This window comes from Kaistia algarum, from assembly GCF_026343945.1.
Taxonomy (GTDB): Bacteria; Pseudomonadota; Alphaproteobacteria; order Rhizobiales; family Kaistiaceae; genus Kaistia; species Kaistia algarum.
Genome location: NZ_JAPKNJ010000002.1, coordinates 779,654 through 803,115, shown reverse-complemented (window position 1 = coordinate 803,115; position 23,462 = coordinate 779,654). Strand labels below are relative to the sequence as shown.

Annotated in this window: 20 protein-coding genes; 12 read left to right on the top strand and 8 right to left on the bottom strand. The window is 64.4% G+C overall.

Annotation, left to right across the window (positions count from 1 at the left end):
* Positions 1-5 precede the first annotated feature (5 nt).
* From OSH05_RS16985 to OSH05_RS16975, 3 genes are all read right to left on the bottom strand, one after another.
* On the bottom strand, positions 6-1,232 hold the full coding sequence (locus OSH05_RS16985) for a peptidoglycan DD-metalloendopeptidase family protein (protein ID WP_165801589.1): 1,227 nt from the start codon (positions 1,230-1,232) through the stop codon (positions 6-8).
* Positions 1,233-1,342: 110 nt separating this feature from the next.
* Entirely contained in the window at positions 1,343-2,185 is an 843-nt protein-coding gene (locus OSH05_RS16980; RefSeq protein ID WP_104219240.1) for a ferritin-like domain-containing protein, read from the bottom strand.
* Positions 2,186-2,189: 4 nt separating this feature from the next.
* Complete coding sequence (locus OSH05_RS16975; RefSeq protein WP_104219239.1) at positions 2,190-2,657, bottom strand: peroxiredoxin; 468 nt, start codon at positions 2,655-2,657, stop codon at positions 2,190-2,192.
* A 200-nt stretch (positions 2,658-2,857) separates the two neighbouring features.
* Here OSH05_RS16975 and OSH05_RS16970 point away from each other — a divergent pair, with 200 nt between their 5' ends.
* On the top strand, positions 2,858-6,304 hold the full coding sequence (locus tag OSH05_RS16970) for a YhdP family protein (protein ID WP_104219238.1): 3,447 nt from the start codon (positions 2,858-2,860) through the stop codon (positions 6,302-6,304).
* 8 nt (positions 6,305-6,312) lie between these two features.
* On the opposite strand, the gene tyrS is transcribed toward OSH05_RS16970, so the two are convergent.
* Together tyrS and OSH05_RS16960 are read right to left on the bottom strand one after the other, a co-directional pair.
* Entirely contained in the window at positions 6,313-7,566 is a 1,254-nt protein-coding gene (gene tyrS / locus OSH05_RS16965; RefSeq protein WP_104219237.1) for a tyrosine--tRNA ligase, read from the bottom strand.
* 116 nt (positions 7,567-7,682) lie between these two features.
* On the bottom strand, positions 7,683-8,765 hold the full coding sequence (locus OSH05_RS16960; RefSeq protein ID WP_104219236.1) for a 3-deoxy-7-phosphoheptulonate synthase: 1,083 nt from the start codon (positions 8,763-8,765) through the stop codon (positions 7,683-7,685).
* A gap of 264 nt (positions 8,766-9,029) precedes the next feature.
* Here OSH05_RS16960 and OSH05_RS16955 point away from each other — a divergent pair, with 264 nt between their 5' ends.
* A complete protein-coding gene (locus OSH05_RS16955) occupies positions 9,030-10,136 on the top strand; it encodes an anhydro-N-acetylmuramic acid kinase (RefSeq protein ID WP_266352639.1) in 1,107 nt (368 codons plus the stop codon).
* A 136-nt stretch (positions 10,137-10,272) separates the two neighbouring features.
* A complete protein-coding gene (locus tag OSH05_RS16950; RefSeq protein WP_104219234.1) occupies positions 10,273-12,246 on the top strand; it encodes a potassium/proton antiporter in 1,974 nt (657 codons plus the stop codon).
* Positions 12,247-12,847: 601 nt separating this feature from the next.
* Here OSH05_RS16950 and lepB read toward each other — a convergent pair.
* Both lepB and OSH05_RS16940 read right to left on the bottom strand, forming a co-directional pair.
* A complete protein-coding gene (lepB, locus tag OSH05_RS16945; RefSeq protein ID WP_104219317.1) occupies positions 12,848-13,552 on the bottom strand; it encodes a signal peptidase I in 705 nt (234 codons plus the stop codon).
* Between the two features lie 88 nt (positions 13,553-13,640).
* Complete coding sequence (locus OSH05_RS16940) at positions 13,641-14,297, bottom strand: alpha/beta hydrolase (RefSeq protein ID WP_104219233.1); 657 nt, start codon at positions 14,295-14,297, stop codon at positions 13,641-13,643.
* A gap of 214 nt (positions 14,298-14,511) precedes the next feature.
* Here OSH05_RS16940 and OSH05_RS16935 point away from each other — a divergent pair, with 214 nt between their 5' ends.
* The 9 genes from OSH05_RS16935 to sufA all read left to right on the top strand — a co-directional run bounded on the left by OSH05_RS16935 (position 14,512) and on the right by sufA (position 22,555).
* Positions 14,512-15,672 carry a cysteine desulfurase family protein gene (locus OSH05_RS16935; RefSeq protein ID WP_104219316.1) on the top strand — a complete coding sequence of 387 codons (1,161 nt, stop codon included), beginning with the start codon at positions 14,512-14,514 and terminating at the stop codon, positions 15,670-15,672.
* A 48-nt stretch (positions 15,673-15,720) separates the two neighbouring features.
* Complete coding sequence (gene sufB / locus OSH05_RS16930; RefSeq protein ID WP_104219232.1) at positions 15,721-17,199, top strand: Fe-S cluster assembly protein SufB; 1,479 nt, start codon at positions 15,721-15,723, stop codon at positions 17,197-17,199.
* Between the two features lie 72 nt (positions 17,200-17,271).
* Positions 17,272-18,021: a Fe-S cluster assembly ATPase SufC gene (gene sufC / locus OSH05_RS16925; protein WP_104219231.1), complete on the top strand. Its 750-nt coding sequence runs from the start codon at positions 17,272-17,274 to the stop codon at positions 18,019-18,021.
* Between the two features lie 16 nt (positions 18,022-18,037).
* On the top strand, positions 18,038-19,372 hold the full coding sequence (sufD, locus tag OSH05_RS16920) for a Fe-S cluster assembly protein SufD (RefSeq protein WP_165801588.1): 1,335 nt from the start codon (positions 18,038-18,040) through the stop codon (positions 19,370-19,372).
* Positions 19,341-20,003: a hypothetical protein gene (locus OSH05_RS16915; RefSeq protein ID WP_133163113.1), complete on the top strand. Its 663-nt coding sequence runs from the start codon at positions 19,341-19,343 to the stop codon at positions 20,001-20,003. The genes sufD and OSH05_RS16915 overlap by 32 nt, the downstream gene beginning before the upstream one ends.
* Positions 20,003-21,241, top strand: a complete 1,239-nt coding sequence (locus OSH05_RS16910; RefSeq protein WP_104219228.1) for a cysteine desulfurase — start codon at positions 20,003-20,005, stop codon at positions 21,239-21,241. The genes OSH05_RS16915 and OSH05_RS16910 overlap by 1 nt, the downstream gene beginning before the upstream one ends.
* A gap of 9 nt (positions 21,242-21,250) precedes the next feature.
* The gene (locus OSH05_RS16905) at positions 21,251-21,652 is read left to right on the top strand and encodes an SUF system Fe-S cluster assembly protein (RefSeq protein WP_104219227.1); all 402 of its coding nucleotides are present in this window, start codon (positions 21,251-21,253) and stop codon (positions 21,650-21,652) included.
* 7 nt (positions 21,653-21,659) lie between these two features.
* Positions 21,660-22,088 carry a VOC family protein gene (locus OSH05_RS16900; protein WP_104219315.1) on the top strand — a complete coding sequence of 143 codons (429 nt, stop codon included), beginning with the start codon at positions 21,660-21,662 and terminating at the stop codon, positions 22,086-22,088.
* Between the two features lie 83 nt (positions 22,089-22,171).
* Positions 22,172-22,555, top strand: a complete 384-nt coding sequence (sufA, locus tag OSH05_RS16895; RefSeq protein ID WP_104219226.1) for a Fe-S cluster assembly scaffold SufA — start codon at positions 22,172-22,174, stop codon at positions 22,553-22,555.
* A 4-nt stretch (positions 22,556-22,559) separates the two neighbouring features.
* Here sufA and OSH05_RS16890 read toward each other — a convergent pair whose 3' ends face one another.
* Positions 22,560-23,462 (bottom strand): NAD(P)/FAD-dependent oxidoreductase, encoded by a 903-nt coding sequence (locus OSH05_RS16890; protein ID WP_104219225.1) that lies wholly within the window; start codon positions 23,460-23,462, stop codon positions 22,560-22,562.

Genomic DNA, 23,462 nt, shown 5'->3' with positions numbered 1-23,462 from the left:
CCGGCCTATTGCAGCGCCGCCAGCTCGTCGGCGGCGTTCAGATAGCGCATCGGATCGATCGGCTCGCCGTCGACCCGGATCTCGTAGTGGAGGTGCGGCCCGGTCGAGCGACCCGTGGATCCGACACGTCCAACCTTGGCGCCGACGGACACGCGATCGCCGATCTTGACGTCGATCGAGGAGAGATGGCCGTAGCGGGTAACAATGCCGTTGCCGGCATCGATATCGACCATATTGCCGTAACCGCCGTCCCATCCTGCGGCGATGACCTTGCCAGCCGCGACGGCGCGTGCGGGTGTGCCGCGCTCCGCGCGAAAGTCGATGCCGGTATGCATCGCTGGCCGCCCGAGGAACGGATCCGCTCTTTGGCCGAAACCGCTGGTGATGTAGGCGTTGGCGATCGGCCTCGTTAGAGGAAGCGAACGGATGAAGTTCCTGGCCCGCGCAAGCCGGCCAAGCTCGTCCGAAAGCGTCTCCACGCCGGCATCGAAGCGCCCAAGGCTGTTGCCGCCGGCCGGTATCGGCACGAACGGGCCGCCGACATCTTCGGCCTTGGCGCGGGGCAGCTTGTGTCCGAGGCGCTTGAGAATGCTGGCGATCCGCTCGGTTCGGCCCGCGACGCGCTGGCCCAGCGCATCGACCAACTGCTGCTGATCCGACTCCATGGTGCCGATCGTATCGGCCATCTGGTCCAGGACCGCCGGGGGAGGGGCGGCATTGCCGGACAAGGGCGGCACCGCAGAAGCAAGGATAGCAACAGGCGCCGCAACCGGGACCACGGAAGCTTGTGGGCCTCCGGCCGGCTTTGCTGCCGGCATCGGCGGCGGCAGATCGAAGCCGGCCTTGCGGGCGGCATCGGCAAGGCGTGCCAGCATCTGCTGGCGCTCCTCGAGCGTCTGCTGCATGTCGATCAGCCGGTCGACTTTTTCCGCCACCGTGGCGTGGTCGACGGCGCGGCGTGAGGTCAGGCGGTCGATCTCGTTCCGGAGCGCCGAGATGCGATCCTCATAGCCTTCCAGCAACCGCTCCTGTTGCCCGCCCGAGCTGCGGAGCAGATCGTCCCGAAGGAACAGATAGGCGGTCGCACCGAAATAGAGCACCGAGAACAGGACGAGCGCGCCGCCGGCCAGCGCGAGCGTGCGGGGGTGGATATGGATCGCCTGAACGTGATCCCCACGGGCAAGCAGGATCCGCGTCGGCTTGTGGGCGGTTCGTCTCGTCGGCTCCCGCATTGGCTCCTGGCGTTGGGCCGCCGCGGGACGGGGACTCGGCATCGCGCAACCTCAAACAGTGGATGGCTCCGGCGGCAGGCCGGATCACGCTGGATTAGAGGTTGTTAAGGTTAATCAACGGTTGACGTTGCGGGCAGCGGCCGCACCAGCGGACGATAGAAGCCCGGTGTAAGGCCCGCTTCCGCGCGGGCGAAATCGTTGAAGGGAGGCTTCAGCGGCCCCCGAAAATGCTGGATGACGAGGCGGCGGAAGGTCGGCTCCGGCGCCAGGCCGCGACGGTCGCAGAGGAAGCGGAACCATTTACAGCCGAAAGCGACGTGGCGGCGCTCGTCGCGGTAGATGACATCCAGGATGGCCGCGCTCTCGCCGTCGCCGACCTCTCGCATCTTCTCGATGAGAGGCGGCGTCACGTCGAGACCGCGGGCTTCAAGGACGAGCGGCAGGATGGCGAGGCGGGCGAGCAAATCATGGCCGGTCTCCTGCGTCGCCTGCCAGAGCCCGTCATGGGCGGGAAGGGCGCCATAGAAAGAGCCCATGTCCGTGAGGCGACGCGACAGCAGCGAAAAGTGCTTCGCCTCTTCCAACCCGACCTGGACCCAATTGTCATAGAATGAGCGTGGCATCGCCGTGCCGTGGAAACGGCCGACGAGATCCCAAGTCAGGTCGACGGCGTTCAATTCGATGTGGCAGAGCGAGTGCACGAGCGAAGTTCGGCCCTGCAGCGAGCCGGTCGAGCGTTTCGGCAACTCGCGCGGCGGCACCAGTTCGGGCAAGGGCGGACGTCCGGGGCGATCGGCCATGACCCCGTCGGACGGGCCGCTCGAAAGCGAAAGGCTTCGCCCGAACCACCCCTTGGCCGCGGCGAAGGCGAGTTCGACCTTCTCGTCCAGATCGGCTGTCGCGACGATCCGTGCCGCGGCTGCGGCCAGGGAGAAGGGTTTCGCCGCCGCCATGGCGCTACAGCGCCTTCACGGCCGCGAGCACGGCCTCGGCATGGCCGGCAACTTTCACCTTGGTCCATGCGTCTGCGATGCGGCCCTCGGCATCGATCAGGAAGGTCGAGCGGACCACGCCCATATATTTTTTCCCATACATCGACTTCTCCTGCCACACGCCATAGGCCTCGATCGCAGCGCGTTCGGGGTCCGCAGCGAGGCGAATGGTCAGGCCGTGCTTCTTGCGAAACTTGCCGTGCTGGACGAGCGAATCGGGCGAAACGCCGATCACGATCGCGCGAGCCGCGTCGAAGTCCGCGGCGCGCGAGGAGAAGTCTAGCGCTTCGGTCGTGCAGCCCGACGTGTCGTCCTTCGGGTAGAAATAGAGCACAACCTTGCTTCCGCGGAGGTCGGCAAGCGAAACTGAACCGCCATCGTCCGTCGAGAGCTCGAAATCGGGAGCGGCTTCGCCGATCGCCGGATATGCCATGACGCCTTCCTTTCGTCGCCTTTGTCGGGTGTCAGAAGGGAAATCTAGAGGGAAATTGCAAGAGGGGCTGGCGGAGAACGCTTTTCCGCGCTCCAATCCGTCGGCAGTGCGACGCCGAGAACGCGTCTCTGCACTGCGACCGCGGTTGTTTGTGCCGTCCGGACAGCCGGACAATTGTGAAAAGGTCTACGCGGCTGGCGATGCGACTGGAAGAGTTCCCTTCTGCCCGAGCTCACCGGCCGCTCTACGGGCGTGAGCGCGGAAAGCCGCGGCGGTGGTACCGGTTCGTCTTGCGCTTCCTGGCGCTCACGTTGCTGCTGGTCGTCGTGTTGATCGGGGCAGGTGCAGCGCTCCTCGCTTCCGGTCCTGTTGAACTCAACGTCATCCGCGATCGCGTGGTGGCTACGGCGGAACAGCGCCTCGGGCCCGGCTACAAGGTGAAGGTCGCCGGCGCCTCGATCAATGTTGATCCCGTGCTGGGCCTTGTCGCCGAGATCGACGAAGTCACGGTGCGCGACGATGCCAACAGCGTTGTGGCGCGCATCCCAGCCGCGCGGCTCGCCATCGATCCCGCCTCGTTTTTGAGGCTGCGGGTTGATATCCGCACGGTCGAATTATCTAATCCGGAAGTGTCGCTGGTACGCGGCAAGGGCGGGCGCGTCTTTCTCGGCAATGCCGATACCGTTCCCCATGTCGGACCCAAGGCCACTCCGAGCGCAGCCGATCGGCCGCCAGCCGATCAGGTTGCGTTCGACAGCGCCGATGGCGGGTTCCCCGATCTCGTCACGGCGCTGCGCATCCTGAATGGCGCACTCGAACCGGCGATTGACGCGGCATTCGAGCGCAATTTCGAGAAGCTATCGATCGACGCCGCGACGATCCGGATCTGGGATGCGCGCAAGCTGCAGCAGCGCACCTTCCCCCACACGGATCTGTCGCTCAATGTCGACGCGGCCACACGCGACATCAAGGCCACGTTCGCGACGTCTGGCTATGCCGGTCGATGGGGCATCATCGGCGAACGCTCGGTCGATCCCACGACGAAGGACCGGACGCTTTCACTTTCCTTCTCCCAGCTGACCCTCGCCGATATCGAGCCGAATTTCGGTCGTCCGGAAAGCCTCCTGACGTCGGACATCCCGCTTTTTGGCCGTGCCACCGTCGTTCTGTCGCAGTACGGCACGGTGCGGGATGCGCAGGCGCGCTTCGACCTCGGCGCAGGAACCGTGATCTCCGGCTTCGGCAAGGACACGATCCTGCTAGACGAGGCGACGGTCCGGCTCCATTGGGACGTCGCGCGCCGGGTACTCATGCTCAATCCGTCGACCTTCGCCTTCGGCGACACCCAGGCGGTTTTCACCGGCGAGATCCGCCCGCTCGCGGACCCGTCGGACGGCCGTTATTCCTATGCGTTGGAGAGCCGCGGCGCGATGCTCGATGCGCGTGACGCCAAGGCCCGGCCGATCATCGCGGATCGGATAACCCTATCTGGTATCGCCGATTTTCCGGGAAGGCGGATCGACATCGACGAGGCCGCGATCGCGACGCCGGTCGGCTCGGTGGCTGCAGCCGGATCGATCGGTCTTGAGGGTCCGACGCCGTCGCTTTCCCTCTCGGCTTCCTTCACGCCGATGTCGATTGCGACGCTCAAGCAGATCTGGCCGCCGATCCTGGCCGGCCCGGCCCGCAAATGGGTGATGGAACATGTCATCTCCGGGCAGGTCGTGTCCGGCAAGTTCGTCGCCGCCATACCGCCCGGCGTGATGTGGACCGGCGAGCGCGTGACGTTGCCGGAGGAGGACATGCGCCTTGAGGCTCGGCTTGAGGATGTATCCTTCACCACGGTCGGCGACATACCTGCGATAACGAACGCGAGCGGCAGCGGGACCATCGCCGGCTCGACCTTCAGCATCGACATGGAGAAGGGGCTGATCACGGCTCCCTCGGGCCGGACGGTCGATCTCACCGCCGGCGCCTTCATCGTGCCCAACACCTCCCTGCCTACGCCGATGAGCCAGATCGAGGTTCAGGGCGAGGGCGACGTCGGAGCCATGGCGGAAATTGCCAATTCAGTCCCGATCCGGGCGATGGACCGCAAGAACATCGATCCCTTGGCGCAGTCAGGCGAGGGCCGCTTCAATCTTTCGATCAAGGTACCGCTAAAGCCGGGGCTGCTGCCGAGCGATGTCGACTGGCGCGTGGCGCTGCAGACGACGAATTTCGCGAGCGCCAAGCCGATCGAGGGCAAGACGATCAAGAACGGGAATTTTGCCGTTACTGCCGATGCCAGGGAAGTCACGATCAAGGGCAAGGCATCGATCAACGGCGTCCCCGCATCGATCGATCTGGCAGAGCCAGTCGGCGACGCCGATGGCGATGGCGATGGCGGACGTCGGCAGGTTCGGCTGCTGCTCGATGCCGATGCGCGGAAGCGCCTAGGCATCGGTCTCGACAACGTGCTCGGCGGCACGATCGGCGCGACGATGAGCGACCTCTCCGATGGGCGCAAAGGCCAGCACTACGAACTCGACCTGAAGCAGGCGCGCCTCGTCCTGCAGGCTGTGGGCTGGTCCAAGGGAGTTGGCGTGCCGGCCAAGCTCTCTTTCGACATGATCCCGACGGATGACGGCTTCCTGGTCGACAACATGGTCGCCACCGGCGATGGCTTCGGCCTGAAAGGCAAGGCGCGGCTCGACCAGAAATACGGCCTCGTCTCGGCGGATCTGGAGCGACTCGCCCTACGCAAGGGTGACCAGATCTCGGTGAACCTCCAGCGCAAGGGAAATGGCTATTCGATCGTTGCGCGCGGCAGCGCCTTCGATGTGCGCGGCTTGATCGCCGAGTATAAATCCCGGAGCGGCGGCAAGGGCGAGAGCGACGCCGACTTGAGCGTCGACGCCAAAATCGACAAGCTGGTCGGCTTCGATCAGGCGGTTCTGAGCAATGCCGACATCTCCGTGCGCTCATCCAACGGTGTCGTGCAGAAGATGGCGCTGGACGGCGATTTTCCCGGCGGCGCTGTGTCTATGACCTATTCCGACAAGGGTACGAGCGCGGAACTCGATCTGGAATCGGCCGACGCTGGCAGCCTGATCGGTTTCGTCGATCTCTATCGCCGGATGAGCGGGGGGCGGCTGACGCTGACTGGGCAGAGGAACGGCGCCTCGGGGCCGTTTGCCGGCGTCTTCGACGTCACCAATTTCTCTATCGTCGGCGAGACTTCGATGCAGAAGCTGGTCTCCGCGACCAACGGATCCGGTTCCGAAGCGACGCCATCCGGGCTCGACCCCAACAATGTGCCGTTCGGACGCATGCGGCTCGAATATACCAAGCGCGGCTCGATGATCGTCATCGACGACGCGGTGCTTCGCGGTGCCTCTGTCGGCGCGACGATGAACGGTGTCCTCGATCTCGGCAAGCAGCGCGTATCGCTCGTCGGCACCTATCTGCCGGCCTATGCCTTCAATAACCTCTTCGGCCGCGTGCCGTTGCTCGGCATAGCACTGGGCGGCGGCAGCCAGGGTGGGCTCTTCGGCGTGACCTTCAAGATCGAAGGGCCCATCGACGGACCGAGCCTGACCGTCAATCCGCTGTCGCTGATCACGCCCGGCATATTCCGGAAGATCTTCGAGTTTCCGGTGAACTGAGCCCGCGCTCAGGCCGGCCGCACCAGAACGTGCTTCTTGCGGCCGAGCGAAAGCTTGACGACGCCCTCGGGCGTCAGGCTCGCCGGGCTGATGATGGCCTTCTCGTCGCTGACGGCGCTGTCGTTGATCCGGAGGCCGCCGCCCTTCACCTGGCGCCGCGCCTCGCCGTTCGAGGCGACGAGACCGGCGCGGACGAAGAGCGAGAGCACGCCGATGCCGGCTTCGAACTCGCCGGCAGGGATGTCGATGGTCGGCAGGTCCTCGGCGAGCGCGCCTTCCTCGAAGGTGCGCCGCGCAGTCTCTGCCGCTGCTTCGGCGGCCGCGCGGCCGCGAGCTAGCGCCGTGACCTCGGTCGCCAGCACCTTCTTCGCCTCGTTGATCTCGGAGCCCTGCAATGCCGACAGGCGCGCGATCTCCGTCAGCGGAAGCTCGGTATAGAGCTTCAGGAAGCGCTCGACGTCGCCGTCCTCGGTGTTGCGCCAGAATTGCCAGAACTCGAACGACGACAGCATTTCCTCGTTTAGCCAGACGGCGCCTGAGGCGGTCTTGCCCATCTTAGCTCCGGACGAGGTCGTCAGCAGCGGCGTCGTCAGCGCGAAGAATTGCTGGCCGAGCATCCGGTGGCCGAGTTCGATGCCGTTGACGATGTTGCCCCACTGGTCGGAGCCGCCCATCTGCAGGACGCAACCATGGCGCTGGTAGAGCTCGACGAAGTCGTAGCCCTGCAGGATCATGTAGTTGAATTCGAGGAACGACAGCGACTGCTCTCGGTCGAGCCGTAGCTTCACGCTGTCGAAGGACAGCATGCGGTTGATCGAGAAGTGTCGGCCGACATCGCGCAGGAAGTCGATATATTTGAGGTCGTTCAGCCAGTCGGCATTGTTGGCCATGATGGCCGGCGGTTCACCTCCCTCGAAGTCGAGGTAGTTGGCGAAGATCTCCCGGATGCCGACGAGGTTCTCGGCGATCGCCTCGTCGGTGAGGAGCTTGCGCGCCTCGTCCTTGAAGGAGGGGTCGCCGATCCGGGTCGTGCCGCCGCCCATCAGCGCGATTGGCCGGTGACCGGTCTTCTGCATCCAGCGCAGCATCATGATCTGCATCAGCGAGCCGACATGCAGGCTCTTCGCCGTCGCGTCGAAGCCGATATATCCGGTGACCGTTTCGCTGGCGAAGCGCTGGTCGAGCGCTTCGGTGTCGGAGCACTGGTGGATGAACCCGCGCTCCGTCAGGATCTGCATGAGCTCGGATTTGAAGGCGGTCATGACGAAGTCTTCCTCGGCAACGGCGATTTTGGCCGCTGTTTAGCAGCGATAAGGCGAAGTTTCATCTGGAAAGGGCGAGATGGCGGCGCACCGCCATCTCCGTCCGCCGGCTTCGGTCAGGCCGCGGCGGTATTCTTGTTGCGCATGGCTTTGCGCCGAGCCTCCACGGCTGCCGCGAGACGGTCGAGAACCACAACCGAGCTGTCCCAGTCGATGCAGCCATCCGTGATGCTCTGGCCATAGACCAGCGGCTTGCCGGGAACGAGATCCTGGCGGCCAGCGACGAGATTGCTCTCGACCATCACGCCCATGATGCGATCGTCGCCGGCTTCGATCTGTAGCGCGATCTCATCGACGACCTTCGGCTGGTTTTCCGGCTTCTTCAGGCTGTTGGCGTGGCTTGCATCGATCATGACGAAGGGTGCGAGGCCCGCCTTGGCAAGTTCGCTCGCCGCCGCGTCGACGCTGGCCGCGTCATAATTCGGTGCCTTGCCGCCGCGCAGGATGATGTGGCAGTCCTCGTTCCCCGTCGTCGCCGCGATTGCGGAACGGCCCTGCTTGGTCACGGCCAGGAAATGATGCGGCTGCGAGGCCGACTGTACCGCATCGACCGCGATCTTGACGTTGCCATCGGTGCCATTCTTGAAGCCGACGGGGCAGGAGAGGCCGGAGGCAAGTTCGCGGTGAACCTGGCTCTCGGTCGTCCGCGCGCCGATCGCCCCCCAGCCGACGAGGTCTGCGAGATATTGCGGCGTCGTCATGTCGAGGAATTCGCAACCGGCCGGAACGCCGAGCTCGTTGACCGCGACGAGGAGCTTGCGAGCAATCCGCAGGCCCTTGTTGATCTCGAAGCTGCCGTCGAGGTTCGGGTCGTTGATGAGGCCCTTCCAGCCGACCGTGGTGCGCGGCTTCTCGAAATACACGCGCATAATGATCTCAAGCGAGCCGGAAAGGCGCTTGCGCTCGGCGGCCAGGCGGGTCGCATAGTCGATCGCGGCTTCCGGATCATGGATCGAGCAGGGGCCGATGACGACGGCGAGGCGGTCGTCTTCGCCATGCAGGATGGCATGGGTGGCGGCGCGGCCTGCGCGCACGGTCTGGCTAGCCGCCTCGGAGCGGACGAATTCCGCCATCACGTCGGCGGGCGGCGTCAGTTCCTTGATTTCGCGGATTCGCAGGTCGTCGGTGGTGTTCGGCACGTTCGGGCTCCTTGGTTTCGACCCGTCCGCGGCAACAAAAAAGCCGCCGGAAGGTTCGGCGGCTCTGGGGTTACTTTCGCTTCGGTATCTATTTCGAGCGCGTCCCTAGCTCCGCCAACGGCAACGGATAGCCAAAATACCAACCGAAGAAAAAGGTGCGGGCAGAGAGGATCATGGCGCGGATATAGTCGAGCCGATTGCATTTGTCACGTGCGACTTTGTCGGCTAGGGCGACAGTCGGGGTCCAGAGCGTCGAGAGAGCCGATGAAGAAGTCGAGAATGGTGGTCGTCGGCCTGATGAGCGGGACCTCGATGGACGGGGTCGACGCCGCGCTGATCGCGACCGACGGCGAGGTGGTGGAGGCCTTTGGCCCAACCCATTTTCGTCCCTATTCCGAGGCGGAGCGCACCGTGCTGCGCGCCGCGCTCGCGGCAGCCGTCTCCATCATGGATCGCAGCGCGCGGCCGGGCGTGCTTGCCGAGGCCGAACGGATCGTCACCGACGCCCATGCCGAGGCGGTCGAGGCGCTGCTGGCCCGCGAGGACGTCGATGCGCCGCGCGTCATGCTCGTCGGCTTCCATGGCCAGACGGTCTTTCACGCCCCCGCACGAGGCCTCACCGTCCAGATCGGTGATGGCGCGGCTCTCGCAGCCCGGCTCGGCATTCCGGTCGTCCATGATTTTCGTGCCGCCGACGTGGCCGCGGGCGGGCAGGGCGCGCCGCTGGTGCCGATCTATCATCGCGCGCTGGTTCGCGCGGCCGGGCTGGAAGGCGACGTCGCGGTGGTCAATATCGGCGGCGTCGCCAATGTCACCCGGATCGCCGCGGATGGTGCCGTGCTCGCCTTCGACACCGGCCCCGGCAATGCGCTCATCGACGATCTGGTCCGCGAGCGCACCGGAGAGCCGATGGATCGCGGCGGCCGCCTGTCGCTCGCCGGCAGGGTCCAGACCCAGACGCTCGCCGAATTGATGAGCGATGCCTGGTTCGATCTGCCGCCGCCGAAATCGCTCGACCGCGACGCGTTCTCGCGCTCGCCTGTCGCCCGCCTTTCCACCGCCGATGCGGCGGCGACGCTGGCCGCTTTCACGGCCGAGGCGATCGCGCGCGGCATCGCGCTGGCCGGCGGTGCCCACCGGATCGTCGTGTGTGGCGGCGGCGCGCACAATCCAGCGATCCTGCGCTTTCTGGCGGACGCGAGTGGCGCCGAAATCTCGACGGCCGACGCGCATGGCTGGTCGGTCGACTTCATGGAGGCACAAGCCTTCGCCTTCCTCGCCGCCCGCTTCGTCGCCGGTCTGCCATCGAGCTTTCCCGAGACGACCGGGGTTCCCGCGCCGACGATCGGCGGCGTCATCGCCTTGCCCTGAAGAGATGTTCACCCAATCGAAAGCCGGCTGACGCAGAATGGTCGCCGAACCGGCCTATTGTCGTCGAATTCCTGTCATTCGATGGATAGAGCGACGCATGGCGTGGCCGGGCGGCTGGTTTGGGGGATGACGGACGATGATTGAGAGCATGAACCTCGCCATCCTGGTGGGTTCCCTGCTGATCGCCGTCGCCGTTCTGACTTCCTTCTTCTCGACGCGCTTCGGCGCGCCATTGCTGCTCGTCTTCCTGCTGCTCGGCCTCGTTGCTGGCGAGGACGGGCTTGGCATCCGCTTCGATGATGGCCGCGTCGCCTATTTCATTGGCTCGATCGCGCTGGCCGTCATCCTGTTCGAAAGCGGTTTCGAGACGCGCCTGTCATCCTTCCGTGCCGCGGCGCTACCGGCCTTGTCGCTGGCAACCATCGGTGTGCTCGTCACGGCGGCAATTGTGGGCTTCGCGGCATCGTTTGCCTTTGGTTGGTCGGGGCTGAAAGGGCTGCTGCTCGGCACCATCGTCGCCTCGACCGACGCGGCCGCCGTCTTCTTCCTGCTGCGCGTCGGCGGCATCAATCTGCGCGAGCGGGTCAAATCGACGCTGGAAGTCGAATCCGGCTCGAACGATCCGATGGCGATCTTCCTGACGCTGTCGCTGGTCGCCATGGCAACGGCGGCAGCAGGCGAGGGCGAGCCGCTCCTGACGCTGGTCCGAGACTTCTTCGTCCAGATTGGTCTCGGTCTGATCCTTGGCCTTATCGGCGGCTATCTGATGGTCCGCATCGTCAACCGCATCGATCTGGAGCCGGCGCTGTATCCGATCCTGCTGATCGCGATGGTGATGGTGCTGTTCGCAGCCACAGGCCTTGCCGACGCCAGTGGATTCTTGGCCGTCTATGTCGCCGGGTTGCTTTGTGGCAACGCGCGGCTGAAACAGGTCGCCGCGCTCCGCCGCGTATTGCAAGGCATGAGCTGGCTATCGCAGATCGCGATGTTCCTGACGCTCGGTTTGCTGGCGACGCCCAGCGCGTTTGGCGCCGTAGCGGTGCCGGCGCTTTTCGTTGCCTTCGTGCTCATCTTCCTGGCCAGGCCGATCGCGGTCTGGCTCTGCCTCATTCCGTTTGGCTTCTCCCGCAACGAGACGGCTTTCGTCGCCTGGGTGGGCTTGCGCGGTGCCGTCTCGATCCTGCTTGCTATCCTCCCCATGGTGGGCGGCATGGCGAACGGACAGGAGATGTTCAACGCAGCCTTCATCGTCGTGCTCTGTTCGCTGGTCCTGCAGGGCTGGACGATCGGCCCCGTCGCGCGCTGGCTCGGCGTCGTCGTGCCCGCGCGGTTCGGACCCGTCGAGCGGTTCGAGCTCGAATTGCCGGGCAAGGGCGATCATGAGGTCGTCGCCTACCGTGTCATCGCCGACAGCGCCGTCGGGCGCGGCCGCCGTATCCCGCGCTGGGCGCGGCCCTCGATGATCGTGCGCGACGGCCGAGCCCTGCGCTACGAGGTCGCTGGCCCGCTGCGGGAAGGGGACCGCGTCTATATCGTCACGGCGACGGAACATGTCCGATTGCTCGATCAGCTTTTCGCCCGCCCGGCCGATCACGCCGATTCGGCCGCGCTCTTCGGCGAATTTGCCTTCGCCCCGACCGCCCAAATGAGCGATCTGGCCGAAGCCTACGGTTTCGAAGTGCCGGTGGCGCAGGCGGGGCTGACCGTCGGGCAATTGCTGGAAGCATCATTCGGCAGCGATATCGAGCCCGGCGACCGCATACCGGTCGGCCCGGTAGATCTCATCGTTCGCCGCCTCAACGATGCGCATGAGATCGCGGAAGTCGGTCTGGCGCTGGAGCGCCGCAGCGGTCCTCGCAAGCTGCCGCTATTCCAGAACCGCCGCGAGATCATGGAGTACCTGCGCGAGCGACGGCATCGGCGCGCCGAGCAGCGTCAGGCCGCGACCCTGCTGGCGGCTTCAAGCGATGCGCCGACGAAAGTCGGCGGCGAGCAGAGCCATGGCGAGCGGGAAGGTAATCAGCCACAAGGCGCCGATGGCGATGAGGCCCTGCCAGACCAGTTGGAAAATCAGGAAGGGAGCGAGAAGCCCGTTCCCGAGAAGGCTTAGCGCCAGGAGCCGATTGTCACGCACCGCGACGGCCGCGAAGAGCGTCGACACGCTCATCAGCGTGTAGCCAAGCAGATCGACGGCGGTGAGCGGCTGGCCGAAGCCGCAACAAGAGAACAGGGCCGAAATCTCCGTTCCACCGGCGAGCTTCGCGGGGATCACGGCGGAGAGCTGTACGACATAGACGATGCTGACGAGGACGGCGTAGTGGAGCGCCATTGCGAGCGCGGCGAGGGCGAAGACCCGCCGCTCGCCCGGCGCCGTCTCATAGAGCGCGACATTGGCGAGCACAAAGCTCGGCGCCAGCAGCAGCGACGGCAGGAAGATCAGAATCTCGTCATAGGGAAAGACGAGCAAGCCCGCGACCTGCAACACCTGCGGCACGCCATAGGCGAGCGCGAAGAAGCAGGCCGTGAGCGAAGACCAGAAGCCGAAGCGGGATGCCATGGCAACTCCTCCGAGTCAGTCGACCATCGCGAGTGATCTAGGTTGGCGCATTGATGTCGCGCAATCGCGTCGGCGCCTCCACAAACGGGTGTGGCAGGGAGGTCGAACAGGCGGGAGAGCGTCTGGTTACAGGATCAGCCGCACGAGCGGCCGACTATGAGGGATACCCAGCCACTGTTTCCTTCGGTACCAGCCAGCCCGCATGGGGTCGAAGGCGGTAGACGGCGCGTCCCAGCATGTCGTCGACATGGGTCGTCTCCCATCCGGGAACGCGACTGTCATTCGAGTTGCAGCGATTGTCTCCGACCACATAAATCTCGTCCGGCCCGACATATCGTTCCGGTATCGTGGCGAGCCCATCAACGTCGTTGTTCGCCAGCATCGCGATTCGATACGGGGCAATGCCCGGCAAGCGCTCTTCGATGATCGGGTAGGTTACCGGCCCAGTGTCGGTACGGACGGTTATCGGATCGAGCTTAGACCAGTCTGCCGCAGAGTTGTTGACGATGGGGATCCAGTTTGCGAAGGCGATCCGGTCTCCGGGCAGCGCCATCACTCGCTTCAGGTAGACGACACCGTCCGGTCGATTGAATACGATAATGTCGCCGCGCTTGGGCATCTGTCTCGTCAAGCGAAGATCGGCGAGGATGACGTTCCCCAGCGGAATGGTGGGCATCATGCTCGTGCTGGGAACAGAAAACGAGCGTATCGGTATTCCGGCGCTGACGAAACGCGTTGCGACAACGATATCCGTCGTCAAGTCGGTGATCACGCCGGCATGAACTGGCCCCGGGGCGATACCCGCTACCGCCGCTGCGCCTGATCCCACCAGAAAATTTCGTCGATCGATATGCTGCATGCAACGATCCTGCCACTTGGACTCGCGGCAGGCTATCCAGAATGCATCATCGACGTGTGACGACGCGCCTCTTTCGTCGCCCCACCCGCTATTCCGCCGCTTCGATCATCCGCAAGCGCTTGTCGACATAGGCGCCGCAATTCTCGATCAGGGGCTCGACCTGGCCTTCGAAGAAATGGTTGGCGCCGGCCATGATCTGCTGCTCGACGATGATGCCCTTTTGCGTCTTCAGCTTGTCCACCAGCGTCTGCACGTCCTTGGGCGGGGCGACCTTGTCCTGGTCGCCATGGATGATCAGGCCGGAGGAAGGGCAGGGGGCGAGGAAGGAGAAGTCGTAGAGATTGGCCTGCGGGGCGATCGAGATGAAGCCCTCGATCTCGGGACGGCGCATCAAGAGCTGCATGCCGATCCAGGAGCCGAAGGAGAAGCCGGCGACCCAGCAGGCGCGCGCGTCGGGATGGACCGTCTGCGCCCAGTCGAGCGCCGAGGCGGCGTCGGAAAGCTCGCCCTCGCCATGGTCGAACTCGCCCTGACTGCGGCCGACGCCACGGAAATTGAAGCGCAGCACGGCAAAGCCGCGCTTCGCGAACATGTAGAAAAGCTGGTAGGTGATCGCGTTGTTCATCGTTCCGCCAAACTGCGGATGTGGATGCAGGATAATGGCGATCGGCCCGTTCCTGGCCTTGGCCGGCTGGAAGCGACCCTCAATGCGACCGGCAGGACCGGTGAAGATAATTTCGGGCATGGACGGGCTCAACCTCTCGACAGCTTCTGAACCCTGCCCATCGGGACGGAGGGCCCGAGCCGAACTTGACTCTGAGCCTCAGGGTTTCTAGAACAGTTTAGAACAATTCGAATTCGGCGGTCACGTTCCGCCGGGAAGCCGGCTTTTAGCATGAGCCGGGGTGACGATTTCAAGCATAATGCGACATCGTCTCTTCGCGACGGAGTCAGCCGATTTGGCGGTTGAGCGTATCTACCTCGATTATAATGCCGGTGCGCCGCTGCGAGCCGAGGCGCGTGCTGCCTTTGTCGACGCGCTTTCGGCGCGCGGCAACGCTTCCTCGGTCCACGCCGACGGGCGCGCGCAGCGGGCGCGGATCGAGACGGCCCGCCGCCAGATCGCTCGCTTCGTCGGCGCGGAGGCCGAGCGCGTGGTCTTCACAAGCGGCGGTTCGGAGGCGAATGCGACGGCGTTGTCGCCGCGGATGCGGCTCGGTTCGGCGGAAATCGCGCTCGACCGACTGTTGATCGGCGCGACCGAGCATCCTTCTGTTCTTTCCGGCGGGCGTTTCGCGGACGATCGCGTCACACGCATTCCCGTCGACGAAGAGGGACGACTCGATATTTCAGCGCTCGGCGCCGAACTCGCCGTGATCGCGAGGGATGGCGAGCGCGCGCTCGTCTCGGTCATGCTGGCCAACAACGAGACCGGCACGATCCAGCCTGTTGCGGAAATCGCCGCGCTGGCACGTTCTTTCGGCGCGGTAGTCCATACCGATGCGATCCAGGCCGCCGGCAAGATGCCGGTCGATATCGGCGCGCTTGGCGTCGATCTCCTGACACTCTCGGCTCACAAGATCGGCGGCCCGCAAGGTATCGGTGCTATCGTTTTCGGCGGCGATCTCGTCCGTCCGCTGCCGCTCGTTCCGGGCGGTGGTCAGGAGAAGCGCCTGCGTGCCGGCACCGAGAATGTCGCGGCGATCTCGGCGTTCGGGGCCGCCGCGGACGCTGCGCGCGCCGATCTCGGGCGCGCCGAGGAATGGGCCGGATGGCGCGAGCAGATCGCGGCATCCTGTCCGCAGGCGCTTGTCGTCGGGGCAGCCGCCGCGCGGCTACCGCAGACCATCTGCTTGGCGGTCGAGGGCCTATCGGCTGAAACGCTGGTAATCGCGCTCGATCTCGAAGGGGTCGCCGTTTCAGCCGGATCGGCCTGTTCGTCAGGGAAAGTTGCTGTCTCGCATGTGATGAAGGCCATGAATCTACCGGAATCGCAGGCGAGAGCGGCAATCCGAGTCTCTTTCGGCTGGGAAACCAGCGAAAGCGATATACTTAAGTTTACCGAAGTTTGGGGACGTGTCATGGAACGGCGCTCGCCGGGCGTGACACGCGCCGCCTGACGGATGCTCAACCCGCGGTCCTTGAAGCCGCTGTGGATGGAGTAGGCAATGCCTGCGGTTCAGGAGACGATTGATCAGGTCAGCCTGATCGACGTCGATCAGTATAAGTATGGTTTTGTGACGGACATCGAGTCCGACCGTGCCCCCAAGGGCCTGTCGGAGGATATTGTCCGCTTCATTTCTGCCAAGAAGAACGAGCCCGAATGGATGCTCGAATGGCGGCTCGACGCCTACCGGCGCTGGCTGACCATGACCGAGCCGACCTGGGCGCGCGTCCACTATCCGAAGATCGATTTCGACGACCTCTATTACTATTCGGCTCCGAAAAGCACCAAGGGTCCGAAGTCGCTCGACGAGGTGGATCCGGAGCTGCTCGCCACCTATGAGAAACTCGGTATCCCGCTGCGCGAGCGCGAGATCCTGGCCGGTGTCGAGGGCGCATCCGACCGCCGCGTCGCCGTCGATGCGGTGTTCGACAGCGTCTCGGTCGTCACCACCTTCAAGGACGAGTTGAAGAAGGCCGGCGTCATTTTCTGCGCCATCTCCGAGGCGATCCGCGAATATCCGGAGATCGTGAGGAAATATCTGGGCTCGGTCGTGCCGACCTCCGACAATTTCTATGCGACGCTGAACTCGGCCGTCTTCTCGGACGGGTCGTTCGTCTACATTCCCGAGGGCGTCCGCTGCCCGATGGAGCTGTCGACCTATTTCCGCATCAATGAGCGCAAGACCGGCCAGTTTGAGCGCACGCTGATCATCGCCGAGAAGGGCGCCTATGTCTCGTATCTGGAGGGCTGCACCGCCCCGATGCGCGACGAGAACCAGCTTCACGCGGCGGTGGTGGAACTGGTCGCGCTCGACGATGCCGAGATCAAATACTCGACGGTGCAGAACTGGTATCCAGGCGACAAGAACGGCAAGGGCGGCATCTACAATTTCGTGACCAAGCGCGGCGATTGTCGCGGCGACCGGTCGAAGATCTCGTGGACGCAGGTCGAGACCGGCTCGGCGATCACCTGGAAATATCCGTCCTGCATCCTGCGCGGCGACGACAGCCAGGGCGAATTCTATTCGATCGCGGTGTCGAACGGTTATCAGCAGGTCGACAGCGGCACCAAGATGCTGCACCTCGGCAAGCGCACGAAGAGCCGGATCATCTCGAAGGGCATCGCGGCCGGCCGCTCGGACAATACCTATCGCGGCCAGGTCTCGGCGCATCGCAAGGCCTCCGGCGCGCGCAATTTCACCAATTGCGACAGCCTGCTGATCGGCGACAAATGCGGCGCGCATACTGTGCCGTACATCGAATCGAAGAATGCCAGCGCGGTGTTCGAGCACGAGGCGACGACGTCGAAGATCGCCGACGACCAACTGTTCTATTGCCTCCAGCGCGGGCTTTCGTCGGAGGAGGCTGTGGCGTTGATCGTCAACGGCTTCGTCAAGGACGTCATCCAGCAATTGCCGATGGAGTTCGCGGTCGAAGCCCAGAAGCTGATCTCGATCAGCCTCGAAGGCTCGGTCGGCTAGTCGGATCGTTCGAGGCGTCCCGCCGTCCGCCAAGACGGCGGCCCCAAGCCGCGACAAACGGAAAAGAACAGGATGCTGAAGATCAAGAACCTCCACGCCTCGGTCGGCGACCGCGAAATCCTCCGCGGTGTCGACCTCGAAGTGCCGGACGGAGAGGTCCACGCCATCATGGGGCCGAACGGCTCCGGCAAGTCGACGCTGTCCTACGTGCTGGCCGGGCGCGACGGCTATGACATCACGCAGGGCGAGATCCTGTTCGACGGTGAGGAAATCCTCGACACGCCGGCCGAGGAGCGCGCAGCCAAGGGCATCTTCCTCGCCTTCCAATACCCGCTGGAAATCCCCGGCGTCGCCACCATGACCTTCCTGAAGGCGGCGCTGAATGCGCAGCGCAAGGCGCGCGGCGAGAGCGAACTGACGACGCCGGACTTCATCCGCCGCGTGAAGGTGGCAGCCGAGAAGCTTAATGTGACTCAGGAAATGCTGCGCCGGCCGCTGAATGTCGGGTTCTCCGGCGGTGAGAAGAAGCGCAACGAGATCCTGCAGATGGCGCTTTTGGAGCCGAAGCTCGCCATCCTCGACGAGACGGATTCCGGCCTCGACATCGATGCGCTGCGCGTCGTCTCGGACGGCGTCAACGCGCTCCGTTCGCCGAACCGCTCCATGCTCGTCATCACCCATTATCAGCGTCTACTCGACCATATCGTGCCGGATGTCGTGCATGTGATGTCGGCCGGCCGTATCGTCCGCTCGGGCGGGCCGGAGCTGGCGCTGGAGCTGGAAGCCAATGGCTATGCCGGCTATGTCGAGGCGGCGGCCTGAGGCGGGAGTGAGCACCATGAACGCCGAACCGCGCATCCTGCGCACCCAGGCCGAAGAGACGCTGGCCGCCGAATTCACGGCCGCGAAGCTGCGCCTGCCGGGCAATGCCGCGATCGCCGAGGCGCGCGATGCCGCCTTCGCCGCATTTCAGCGCGTTGGCCTCCCGCATCGTCGTGTCGAGGCATGGCACTATACCAATTTGCGCGGGCTGATGCAGGCGGTGCGGCCGCTCGCCGGTCCGACATCTTCATCCGCCGTCGAATTGACCGATCCGCTGCCCGGATTTGACCGGGCAAGGCTGGTGATCGTCGACGGCACCTATCGGCCGGAGCTATCCGATCTAGCCGGTCTCGACGCCGTCACGGTGACGCCGGTTGCTAAATTGCTGCGGCAGGGCGATACCCGCGTCGGCGCTCGGCTTGCCGCGATCGACGATGCGATCGTTTTGCTCAACACCGCGCTGATGACTGGCGGCGTCGCAATCGACGTTCCGGCCGGCGTTCAGATCGGGCTGGCCATCGAGATCGCCCATGTGACGACCTCGGCCGTTGGGACTTATGTCCGAAATATCATGACGGTAGGCGAGGACGCAGCCGTTCGGATCGTCGAGAGCCACACGGGACCGATCGAAAGCCCCTATCAGGCCAATGTCGTGACCGAGGCGACAATTGGCGATCGCGCCAAGATCGTCTGGGCCAAGCTGCAATCTGAGGGCGACGCAGCCGTGCATCTCGGTACGCTCGCCGTTTCAATCGGCCGGGAGACGCAGTTCGATCATCTCGTGCTGATGACCGGCGCCTCGCTGTCGCGCTCGCAGACCTTCGTCGCCTTCACGGGCGAGCATGCCCGCGCCGGTCTTTTCGGCGCGACGATGATCGGCGGCAAGCAGCACGCCGACATCACGCTTGGCGTCGATCATGCCGTGCCGAACGGGCAGAGCCGCGAGCGCTTCAAGGCGGTGATGGATGGCCGCGCCGACGGCATCTTCCAGGGCCGCATCGTCGTGCGCCCGGACGCGCAGAAGGTCGACGCCCGGATGATGACGCAGGGGCTGCTCCTCTCCGAGGAATCCTCCTTCTCCGCCAAGCCGGAACTCGAAATCTTCGCCGACGATGTCCAGTGCGCCCATGGCGCGACCAGCGGCCAGATCGACGAGGATCTGCTGTTCTACCTGATCTCGCGCGGCATCCCGAAGGCCGAGGCCGAAACGCTGCTGGTCACAGCCTTCCTCGCCGAAGCGATCGAGGGCCTCGGTGATCAGGCGATCGGGGGGGCGTTTGAGGCCATTGCAGTGAAATGGCTAGCGCGTCGGAGCTCTGGTGAAGGGCTTGATGGAGCGAACCGTGCTTGAGGCGCTTGCTGTTGGCTTGCGGAGCATCTTGTCGCCGCGACGGACCATAGCGGCGTGGCCGACCGGCTGGACGTTCTTGCTGACTCTCGCCATTGCTGGAGTCGTGCTCGATCTAATCCCTGTTGTGCTGGCTGAAGCCAAGGCCGGGTATCTTGCGGTCGTCATCGACGCCTATGGACTTTGGATCGTACCACTCGGACTCGCGATCATCATCGTGGGTCTGACGGCACTCACATTCGCAATCGCCGCCTACTTCGCAGCGTTCAACTGGGCAGCGCTACGCATCGTTTCGCGCAGCATCGGCTTCCGGTCAACCTTCACGGCTGCGCTGTTGACGGCGTTCATCGCATCGGTGCTCGCGTTTGTGCCGACGGCTGTCCTCGCAGTAGCAAGCCTTCCAGCGGAGTTCCCTCTGCAGAAGTCGCTTGATGCTGTCGAGGGCTTTGCCAGGCTCGTGTCGGCGCTCTATTTGATCGCCATGCAGTCGGTGCTAGCCGATATCGGAGTGGGAATCACATTAGTGCTGGGCCTTGTTTCCGGTGTTATCGCGTTCGTCGTCGGACTCGCGATTGCTTGGGGCTTTGGTCAGCTGTTCCCTGACGCTGACCGACTTTTCTCTTGGATTCCCTGATGTCAGCGCAGACGAACGACGCCCCCTACGACGTCCACGCCATCCGCCAGGATTTCCCGATCCTGTCGCGGACGGTCTATGGCAAGCCGCTGGTCTATCTCGACAATGGCGCCTCGGCCCAAAAGCCGCAGGCGATGCTGGATGCGGTGACCAAGGCCTATACGGAGGAATATGCCAACGTCCATCGCGGGCTGCATTTCCTTTCGAACGCCGCCACAGAGGCTTATGAGGATGCGCGCGAGACCGTTCGCGCATTTCTGAATGCGCCCTCCGTCGACGAGATCATCTTCACGAAGTCCTCGACCGAGGCGATCAACCTCGTCGCGTCGTCGCTGGGGCAGGGGATCGGGGAGGGCGACGAGATTATCCTGTCGATCCTCGAGCACCACTCCAACATCGTGCCGTGGAACTTCCATCGCGAGCGCAAGGGCGCGGTGATCCGCTGGGCGCCGATCGCCGAGGATGGCAGCTTCCTGCTCGACGAGTTCGAGAAGCTGATCACAGCGCGGACCAAGATCGTCGCGGTCACGCATATGTCCAACGTCACCGGCACGGTCGTTCCGGTGAAGGACGTGATCCGCATCGCCCATGCGCATGGCGTCAAGGTGCTGATCGATGGCAGCCAGGCGGCGGTGCATCTGCCTGTCGATGTGCGCGATCTCGATGCCGATTTCTACGTATTTACCGGTCACAAGGTCTATGGCCCGACCGGCATCGGCGTGCTCTACGGGAAGAAGGCGCTGTTGGATTCCATGCCGCCCTTCCTTGGCGGCGGCGAGATGATCCGCGACGTGACGGAGGATTTCGTCACCTATGCCGATCCGCCGCACCGCTTCGAGGCCGGAACGCCGCCAATCGTGCAAGCGATCGGCCTCGGTGCGTCGCTGCGCTACATGGAATCGATCGGCCGCGACAACATCGCCGCGCATGAGCATCGATTGCTGGAATACGCCACCGAACGCCTTTCGGCGCTCAACAGCTTGCGTATTTTCGGCACGGCCAAGGGCAAGGGCGCGATCATCGCCTTCGAGATGCAGGGCGCTCATGCTCACGATGTCTCGACCATCATCGATCGCGAAGGTGTCGCTGTCCGCGCCGGCACCCATTGCGCCCAGCCGCTCTTGCAGCGCTTCGGCGTCACCTCCACTTGCAGGGCGTCGTTCGGCCTCTACAACACGCTGGACGAGGTCGATCGCCTGGCGGAAGCCCTGATCAAGGCGCAGACCTTTTTTGCCTGAGGAATGACCATGTCCGACGACACGCTGATCGGAGACGAAGCCGCCAAGCCGGCCGAGGGCGCCGAACTGCCGCTGGCGGCGCCGTCGAGCCTGCCGCCGCAAGAGCTGGAGCAGTTGACGGCGGATATCATCGCTGCGCTGAAGACGGTGTATGACCCGGAAATTCCGGCCGACATCTATGAGCTCGGCCTGATCTACAAGGTCGATGTCGACGACAGCCGCAACGTTGCCATCGACATGACGCTGACCGCGCCAGGATGTCCCGTGGCTGGCGAAATGCCGGGCTGGGTCGAGAACGCCGTCGGCGCAATCCCCGGTATCGGCCGCGTCGACGTCAACATGACCTTCGATCCGCCCTGGTCGCAGGACCGCATGTCCGACGAGGCGCGCGTCGCGCTCGACTGGTATTGAGACGATGATGAGGGCCTCGGCGCCGCCGATCACCGGCGTTCTCGAAACCTCGATCTATGTCGACGACGTTGCGCGCGCCGCCGCCTTTTATGAAGGCGTGCTCGGGCTGTCCCGCCTCATCGGCGACGATCGTCTGGTCGCGCTGAATGCCGGCCCGGCGAGTGTGCTGCTGATCTTCCGGCGTGGTGCGACATCGGCCGATATCCATCTGCCAGGCGGGACGATCCCGGCGCATGACGGTAGCGGTCCATATCACTTCGCCTTGCGCGTTCCGGCCGGCTCACTCGGCGACTGGCGCCGCCACCTCGTTGGAAAGGGCGTGCCAATCACCGCGGAAATGGCTTGGCCGCAGGGTGGGCATTCGATCTATCTGAACGATCCCGACGGTCATGTCGTCGAACTGGCGACACCCGGAATTTGGTCGAACGATTCTTAAGTAGCCGCTGCATCTTGTCGAACGGTCTTGGATGGCCGATCTTAAGGGCGAGTTGTGCGTTGCACCGCAAGTGGAGAACCGCCATGGGCGCCCGTCCGCGCTTTGCCGTCATGTCTCTGACCGAGGCCGCCGCCGAACGGGTGCGCGAGATCGTCGGAGATTCGGAGCGCCCGCTGCTCGGCCTGCGCATCGGGATCAAGAAGGGCGGATGCGCCGGCATGGAATATACGATCCTTCCGGTCGAGGCTCCGGACGCGAAGGACGAGAAGATCGAAGGTCATGGCGCGACGGTTTTCGTCGATCCCTCGGCCGTCCTGTTCCTGCTCGGCACCGTGATGGATTTCGAGACGACCAAGCTTCGCTCGGGCTTCGTGTTCAAGAATCCGAACGAAGTCTCGGCCTGCGGCTGCGGCGAATCGGTGATGCTGAAGCCGGCCGATCTCGCCGGTGCCTCGCCTGCGGCCTGAAAGATCAGTTCGTTTCCATGAATAGCGAGTGATGCGTCCCCACTCCGGCGAGAACGCCGGAGGCGGAGGAGATGGTCGCGTTGTGCATGGGATTGGCTGCGTCGCCCGCGGCGTACACGCCGGGGATGGAACTCCGCCGCCTTTCATCGGTCCGGATGTAGCGGCCCACCGGCCCCGCCTCGAAGGCGCAGCCAAGCTGCTCTGCGAGCGGGCTGGTCATATGCAGCGTCGGGGCGGTGAAGAGCGCGCCGATTGGCATGGTCCGTCCATCGGCAAGCCGCACGGCTTCGAGTCCCGGCGCGGCACCGAGAAGCTCGACGATCGGTGAGCGTTCGACCACGACCCCTCGAATGGCGAGACGCGCTAGCTGCTCCGCGTCCGGCTCGAATACGCCTTGCGTGAAATAAGTCGTTGGCCCCCATTCGGGGATCAGCATGGCCTGGTGCGCGGAGGCCGGATGATTGGCGAGCACACCGAGCCGGGCCTCGCCGAGCTCATAGCCGTGGCAATAGGGGCAATGCAGCACGGTCCTGCCCCAGCGTGCTTCGATGCCTACAATCGGCGGGAGCTCGTCACGTACGCCGGTGGCAAGGATCAGTCTGGCGCCCGTCCAGTTGCGGCCGTCGGTCATGGAGAGACGGAAGCCGTCGACGCTCTGCTGCGCTTCGGTGGCCTCGCCATCGGCGAAGCTCACCGTCGGGTAAAGGGCGAGCTGGCGGCGGGCCTCGTCGCGCATCAAGAGCGGAGGACGGCCATCCTGACCGAAAAAGCCGTGCGACGCCGCGGCGAAGCGGTTGCGTGGCAGGCCGGAATCGACGACCAGCACGCGCCGTCGCGCCCGGGCAAGCTGCATGGCCGCTGACAGGCCGGCAAAGCTGCCGCCGATCACGATTGCATCGAAAGTCAT

Coding starts and splice junctions, on each gene's coding strand:
- OSH05_RS16940 (WP_104219233.1), bottom strand. CDS start 14,297: ATGCCCGAAATTATCTTCACCGGTCCTGCCGGTCGCATTGAGGGTCGC.
- OSH05_RS16890 (WP_104219225.1), bottom strand. CDS start 23,462: ATGACTTTCGATGCAATCGTGATCGGCGGCAGCTTTGCCGGCCTGTCA.
- sufC (WP_104219231.1), top strand. CDS start 17,272: ATGCTGAAGATCAAGAACCTCCACGCCTCGGTCGGCGACCGCGAAATC.
- OSH05_RS16980 (WP_104219240.1), bottom strand. CDS start 2,185: ATGGCGGCGGCGAAACCCTTCTCCCTGGCCGCAGCCGCGGCACGGATC.
- OSH05_RS16910 (WP_104219228.1), top strand. CDS start 20,003: ATGTCAGCGCAGACGAACGACGCCCCCTACGACGTCCACGCCATCCGC.
- sufD (WP_165801588.1), top strand. CDS start 18,038: ATGAACGCCGAACCGCGCATCCTGCGCACCCAGGCCGAAGAGACGCTG.
- OSH05_RS16950 (WP_104219234.1), top strand. CDS start 10,273: ATGATTGAGAGCATGAACCTCGCCATCCTGGTGGGTTCCCTGCTGATC.
- OSH05_RS16905 (WP_104219227.1), top strand. CDS start 21,251: ATGTCCGACGACACGCTGATCGGAGACGAAGCCGCCAAGCCGGCCGAG.
- OSH05_RS16900 (WP_104219315.1), top strand. CDS start 21,660: ATGAGGGCCTCGGCGCCGCCGATCACCGGCGTTCTCGAAACCTCGATC.
- OSH05_RS16985 (WP_165801589.1), bottom strand. CDS start 1,232: ATGCGGGAGCCGACGAGACGAACCGCCCACAAGCCGACGCGGATCCTG.
- sufA (WP_104219226.1), top strand. CDS start 22,172: ATGGGCGCCCGTCCGCGCTTTGCCGTCATGTCTCTGACCGAGGCCGCC.
- sufB (WP_104219232.1), top strand. CDS start 15,721: ATGCCTGCGGTTCAGGAGACGATTGATCAGGTCAGCCTGATCGACGTC.
- tyrS (WP_104219237.1), bottom strand. CDS start 7,566: ATGACCGCCTTCAAATCCGAGCTCATGCAGATCCTGACGGAGCGCGGG.
- OSH05_RS16975 (WP_104219239.1), bottom strand. CDS start 2,657: ATGGCATATCCGGCGATCGGCGAAGCCGCTCCCGATTTCGAGCTCTCG.
- lepB (WP_104219317.1), bottom strand. CDS start 13,552: ATGCAGCATATCGATCGACGAAATTTTCTGGTGGGATCAGGCGCAGCG.
- OSH05_RS16970 (WP_104219238.1), top strand. CDS start 2,858: ATGCGACTGGAAGAGTTCCCTTCTGCCCGAGCTCACCGGCCGCTCTAC.
- OSH05_RS16955 (WP_266352639.1), top strand. CDS start 9,030: ATGAAGAAGTCGAGAATGGTGGTCGTCGGCCTGATGAGCGGGACCTCG.